The sequence below is a fragment of the Bacillota bacterium genome, from assembly GCA_040754675.1.
Lineage (GTDB): Bacteria > Bacillota > Limnochordia > Limnochordales > Geochordaceae > Geochorda.
In genome coordinates this window covers 13,521-19,154 of record JBFMCJ010000021.1, presented here as the reverse complement: position 1 = coordinate 19,154, position 5,634 = coordinate 13,521, and the positions used below count along the sequence as shown (strand labels likewise).

The following is a 5,634-nucleotide window of genomic DNA, read 5'->3' as shown; positions in this document are numbered from 1 at the left end:
GTACGTGGCGCAGCCGGCGTTGTGCCGGTTGGGGGAGAGCGTGGATCATCGGGTCCTGGTGGACGTGAAGGGTTTTGAAGACCTCGACGATAGCCTGGCCACGAACGACGACCAGCCGGGGTTGCCGGCGGAGGTCTTGAGGCGGTCAAAGAAGGGACAGGGGACGCGGCGGCGGGCAGGGTACGGGCAGACCTCCGGCAGGCGGTGGGCACCGCCGGCGAGCCGTCAGGTCGTGCGGTTCAAGGTGGAACTGCGGCACTACGGCGTCTACCGGGTCATCGACGTGCCCGGGGACGGTACGCTCCACGACCTGCACGGGGCCATTCAGCAGGCGTTTGGCTGGGATGACGACCACCTGTACGCCTTTTTCATGGACCGCAAGGGCTGGCGGAGCAAGGACCGTTATGAGTCCCCATACTCTGATAGAAGCCCCAGTGCATCCGCGGCGGTCATCGAGGAGCTTAAGCTGAGGACGGGCAAGAAGATCGAGTACCTGTTCGATTTCGGCGACGAGTGGTGGCACGACGTGGAGGTGGTTGGGCGGTTTCCGAGGGTGGCGGGGGTTCGTTATCCCAGGGTGGTGGAGGCGGTGGGCGACCCGCCGCCCCAGTACGGCGACCTCGCCGTGGAATAGGCCCGCTGAGAGGCGGCCTGCCTTGGGTGTGCTATACTGGGCCTGCGAGCAAATCCCTGCGGCCGAGGAGTTACGGGCCGTGAGGGCTAAACGTGTGTGGAGGACCGGATGGCGGCGACGACCATGGATCGGCAGCGGTTCATCGAGTGGCTGCGCAGCGAGTTTCCTCGGCTGTTGCAGGAAGATCCGCGCTTTTCGGCCGAGGTGGTGGGTATTTTATCCCAGACCCTCGGCTCCCGAACGGAGTTCAACCGGCTCCTGGAAGAGATCAGGAGCCTGAGGGAAGACGCCGACCGGCGCTTCGAGGCGATGGATCGGCGCTTCGAGGCGGTGGATCGGCGCTTCGAGGCGATGGACCGCCGCTTTCAGGAGCTGCGGGAGGACACCGACCGGCGTTTTGAGGAGGCCAACCGGCGCTTTGAGGCCATTGAGCGCACCCTCGCGGAGCACGGCGAGGTGTTGAAGGAGCACACGCAGACGCTCAGGGAACACACGGAGATCTTGAAGGAACATAGCAGGATCCTGCTCGAGCATAGCGCTATCTTGCAGCAGCACACCACGTTGTTGCTGGATCACGGAAGGCGGCTCCGGTCGTTGCAGATCGGGATAGGGAGCCTGGGGCGCCGTTTGGGCCGGGGCATGGAAGAGGCCGTCCGCACCACCATCGAGGAGTTTTCCGGCGTGGGCCCCTTGCAGGCCGAGCGGCTGGTGCTGACCGATGCGGCCGGAGAAGTGTTCGGGGTGCCGGGGCAGGCCATCGAGTTTGACAGTTTCGTTCACGACGGACATCGGTTCCTGGTGGAAGTCAAAAGCCACGCTGAACCCGAGGACGTGCTGAAGTTTTTCCGGAAGCTCCAGTTTGCCGAGCGGCAGATTCGGGAGCCGTTTGAACGGATCATGGTTGCTCCCTTTGCCGACGAGCGCGCTGTGGAACTGGGCCGGGAACTGGGGATTCGGATGCTCACTCTGACCGAGGAGGAGCCAGGGGAATAGTGAAGACGTCCATCAGGTCGGGCTGCATCACGGTCGTGAAGTCCAGCACCACGTCCACCGGTGCGTACAGCACGGCCCCCAGGGCGTGAACTCTTATGGGGTCACGGGGGAGAGCTGGCGGATCAGCTCAGGGTGACCCGTGTCACCGACGGACGTATCGACGGTTTGCCGGACGAGCCTGGAAGGCCGTACCCCACCCGGTCACCAGGGCAGGGGACAGGCCTGCCAGGTCGTATCTCTGGCCTCGACGGGCGGTTGCGCCCGCATTCCAGCAGCCACCGGAGGGCGGGGCTGAGAGGGTACGGCCAGGATGGAGCTTGCCCCGTTCATCTTTCGGCTCTCCCGTGAACTGCTCGAGGTGGACGCGCTCGAATGCGACGCCACGCTTCAGCGGCTTTTCGCCCCCCACCGGGAGGTCATCCTGCAGGACGAGGCGGGCCGGGAGGTGCGCTGCCTCGTGGAAGCCGGCGGCGGCGCGGTCAGCGGCCGGGGGCTCGGCGCCTTCTTCCGGCGGTTTCGCGAGGAACTGCTCGGAATCGCCCCGCTGGGCGAGCCCGCTCGCTTTTGCATCGTTCACCTCCCGTTTCTCGCCGCCACATCCCAGGAGGCCCGGGCTCCGGCGCCTGGCCGCGCCCCCGGGGTGAAACGACGCGAAGCGGCTGGGGCCGCTGAGGCCCTCCGAGCGGCCGACCTGCAGGACCCCCTGGCGGCCGAGCTCCTGGAACGATGGCGCCGCGGCGCTTTCGACCGGGAGGCGGCGGACGAAGTCCACCAGGCGTCGCTCCGGCTTTCCATGACGCCCGGCTTCGACGAGCTCGTCTCCCTCGACATGGTCGCCTTCACACCTTTCGCGCACCAACTCCGAACCGTCCGGCAGGTGCTGCAGCGCATGCGGGGGCGGGCGCTGCTCTGCGACGAGGTGGGGCTCGGCAAGACCATCGAGGCGGGGCTCGTCCTGATGGAGTACCTGCAGCGCGGGCTCGTGCGGCGGGTGCTGGTGCTCGTGCCGCCGTCGCTGGTCGAGCAGTGGATCGAGGAGCTGCGCCGGAAGTTTCGGCTGGATTTCGTGGCCTATGACGACCCGCGCTTCCGCCAGGCCTCGAACGGGTGGGCCGAGTTTGAGCGCGTGGTGGCCTCCATGGACACTGCCAAGCGCGAGCCCCACGCCTCGTCCATCGCGGCTGTCTCCTACGACCTCGTGATCGTGGACGAGGCGCACCACCTGCGCAACCGTGAGACGCTCGCCTGGAAGCTCGTCAACCGCCTGCAGAAGCGCTACATCCTCCTGCTGACGGCAACGCCGGTGCAAAACGACCTGGACGAGCTGTTCAATTTGATTACGCTGCTCCGGCCCGGCCAGCTCCATACGCCCGCCGAGTTTCGCCGCCGGTACGTGGCCAGGGGGGACAGGCTCCAGCCCCGCAACGTGGGCGAACTGCGGCGCTTGGTGAGCGAGGTCATGATCCGCAACCGGCGCGCCGAGACCGACGTGAGGCTGCCGCCGAGGCAGGCCGAGACGGTGCGCGTCGAACTCACGCAGGCCGAGCGGGAGATCTATCGCCGGGTGAGCGAATGGGTCCGAACGCAGTACCGGGCTCTCGTGGCCGCCGGCCACCCCGTGAACGGCGCGGCCGTGTCGACCCTGCTGCTCAAAACGGTGCAGCGCGAGGCGGGCTCGAGCCCGGTGGCGGTGCTGCCGACGCTGGAGCGTCTCTGGCTTGGCCTTTCCCCGGGCGCGGCGGATGGCGACCGGCGCCCGGGCCGCACGGGCGAGCTTCCGGATCCCCTTGCCGAACTGGCCGAGCTGGCGCGCTCGGCTGACCCTGGCAGCAAGGCCCGGGTTTTGCTGGCGCTGCTGGAGCGGGTTCAGGACAAGGTCGTGGTTTTCACGGGCTTCCGGAAGACCCAGAAGGTGCTCGTCGAGTTGCTGCGGGAGGCCGGGCTTTCGGTCGTCGCGTACCACGGCGAAATGGGCCGGGTGCAGAAGGAGGAGGCCATCCGCGAGTTCGCCGCCAGCGCCCGGGTGCTCGTCAGCACCGAGTCCGGAGGAGAGGGACGCAATCTTCAAGAGTTCTGTGCGACGCTGGTCAATTTCGATCTACCCTGGAATCCCATGCGTATCGAGCAGCGCATCGGACGCCTTCACCGCATCGGGCAGAAGCGACCCGTCTTCATCTACAACCTGGCCGCGGGCGGCACCATCGAAGCCCACCTGCTCGAGTTGCTCAACGCCAAGCTCAACCTCTTCGAGCTCGTGATCGGCGAACTCGACATGATCCTGGGCAACCTCACCGGTGAGCAGGAGTTTGAAGACCGGCTGTTCGACATATGGGGCCGGGCGCAGGACGAACGGGCCTTTCAACAGGAGCTCGAACGGCTCGGCGAGCAGCTGGCACAGGCCCGCGGGCGCTACGAGGCGGCGGTGGCGCTGGACGAAGCGCTTTTCGGCGGCGAACTGGGGGCCGGGGATTGATGGCTCAGGCGGCGGGCGGCGGGCAGCGGGGCCTGCAGGGGTACGTCCAGCAGCTCCTCACGGAACTGGGCGGCGACGTCAGCCCCGCAGGCCCGGGCCTGCTGGAGGCTGCGGTTCCGCCCGAGGCGGCCGGCATCTTCGGCGGCCGGAGTTACGTTGTGCTGGCGTTTGACTACGAAGCGTATGCGGAGGTTGCCGGGGCCGAGTACGTGAGGCCGGGCAGCCCCCTGCTCGACCGGCTGGCCGAAGCGGGGCTCGGGATCGGCAGGCTTCTTGCGCGCTGCGTGTGGCTCCCTCGGGTCGCCATCCCCGACCGGATGGAGCAGCGCATTGCGAGGGCGCTCGACTTCGGCAACGGACGGGCGCAGCGGCTGGCCGGAGCCGAGCTGGTGGAGCTCGGGTACCTGGTGTTTCAGTTCCGGGCGGCGCTGGTGGGAGACGAACGGGTGGAATGGGTGGAAAGGGTGCTCGTCGACCTTCAGCGGGGCCTGCCAGGCGACGGCCTGGAGCAGGTAGAGCGGTCGGTGCGCGAGCCCGAGCCGGCCCATGTGCTGGCGTCGGCGGCCCGGGTCCCGTTCGGGCAGGCGTATGGATCGGCACGGCGGGTGGCGCTGGCGCGGGGCCAGGAGCGTGCGGAGCGGTATGCGGTTCAGGCAAGGCCCGCGAAGCAGGCCGAGATCGAAAAGCTCAACCATTACTACGACGGGCTGCGGCGCCGTCTGGAACAGCGCCTGGAGCGAGCCGCCGACCCGGAGAAGCGCCGGGAACTCGAACAGCGGCTGGCTGCCAACGAGGCGGACCGCCGACGCCGGCTCGAAGACGTGGAGCGAAAGTACCGCCCCTCCCTCGATCTCTCCCTTGACCAGCTCATATGGTACCGGGTGCCGGGGGTGCAGGCGACCGTCGAGGTGCTGGTGGGCCGAACGTGGCGGCCGCTCGTGGTGCACTACAGCCTGCTCACCCATACGGTCGAACCGGTGGGCTGCGAGCAGTGCGGGCGGCGGCTTCGGAGCGTCTTCCTGGACGGGGCGGGGCGGCCGGCTTGCCAGGCTCACGCCGGGGCGTAGCTCCGGGCGGGTAGTTGCCGCGGCTTCGCCCATGCCAGCGGGCGGCCCGGGGGTGTGTGCGGGCTTCTGTGTTATACTCGGGGTGCAGGCCACCGGCTGCGCCGGCCGCGGGCGGAAGAGGTTTTTTGCCCATGATGACCTGCACTGCGGGGGCGGCCATGGCAACGACGGCGATGAACCGGGAGCAATTCATCGAGTGGTTGCGCAGCGAGTTTCCTCGGCTGCTGCAGGAGGACCCGCGCTTCTCGGCCGAGGTGATTGGCATCTTGTCCCAGACCCTCGGGTCCCGAACGGAGTTCAACCGTCTGCTGGAAGAGATAAAGGGCCTGAGGGAAGACGCCGACCGCATTCTGCGGGAGCTGCGCATCGGGCTGGGGAGCCTGGGGCACCGTTCGGGGCGCGGTCTGGAGGAGGCCGTACGCGCCACCGTCGAAGAGTTCTCGGGGGTCGGTCCGCTTCAAGCCGAA

At 67.9% G+C, this 5,634-nt stretch carries 5 protein-coding genes; all 5 read left to right on the top strand.

Annotation, left to right across the window (positions count from 1 at the left end; translation table 11 throughout):
• The coding region (locus AB1609_02565) for a plasmid pRiA4b ORF-3 family protein (GenBank protein MEW6045353.1) at positions 1–634 on the top strand (634 nt) is incomplete at its 5' end.
• A 108-nt stretch (positions 635–742) separates the two neighbouring features.
• On the top strand, positions 743–1,627 hold the full coding sequence (locus tag AB1609_02560; GenBank protein ID MEW6045352.1) for a DUF3782 domain-containing protein: 885 nt from the start codon (positions 743–745) through the stop codon (positions 1,625–1,627).
• A 310-nt stretch (positions 1,628–1,937) separates the two neighbouring features.
• A complete protein-coding gene (locus tag AB1609_02555; GenBank protein MEW6045351.1) occupies positions 1,938–4,100 on the top strand; it encodes an SNF2-related protein in 2,163 nt (720 codons plus the stop codon).
• Complete coding sequence (locus tag AB1609_02550) at positions 4,100–5,167, top strand: hypothetical protein (protein ID MEW6045350.1); 1,068 nt, start codon at positions 4,100–4,102, stop codon at positions 5,165–5,167. Before AB1609_02555 ends, AB1609_02550 begins: the two co-directional genes overlap by 1 nt.
• Positions 5,168–5,298: 131 nt before the next feature.
• The coding region (locus AB1609_02545) for a hypothetical protein (GenBank protein MEW6045349.1) at positions 5,299–5,634 on the top strand (336 nt) is incomplete at its 3' end.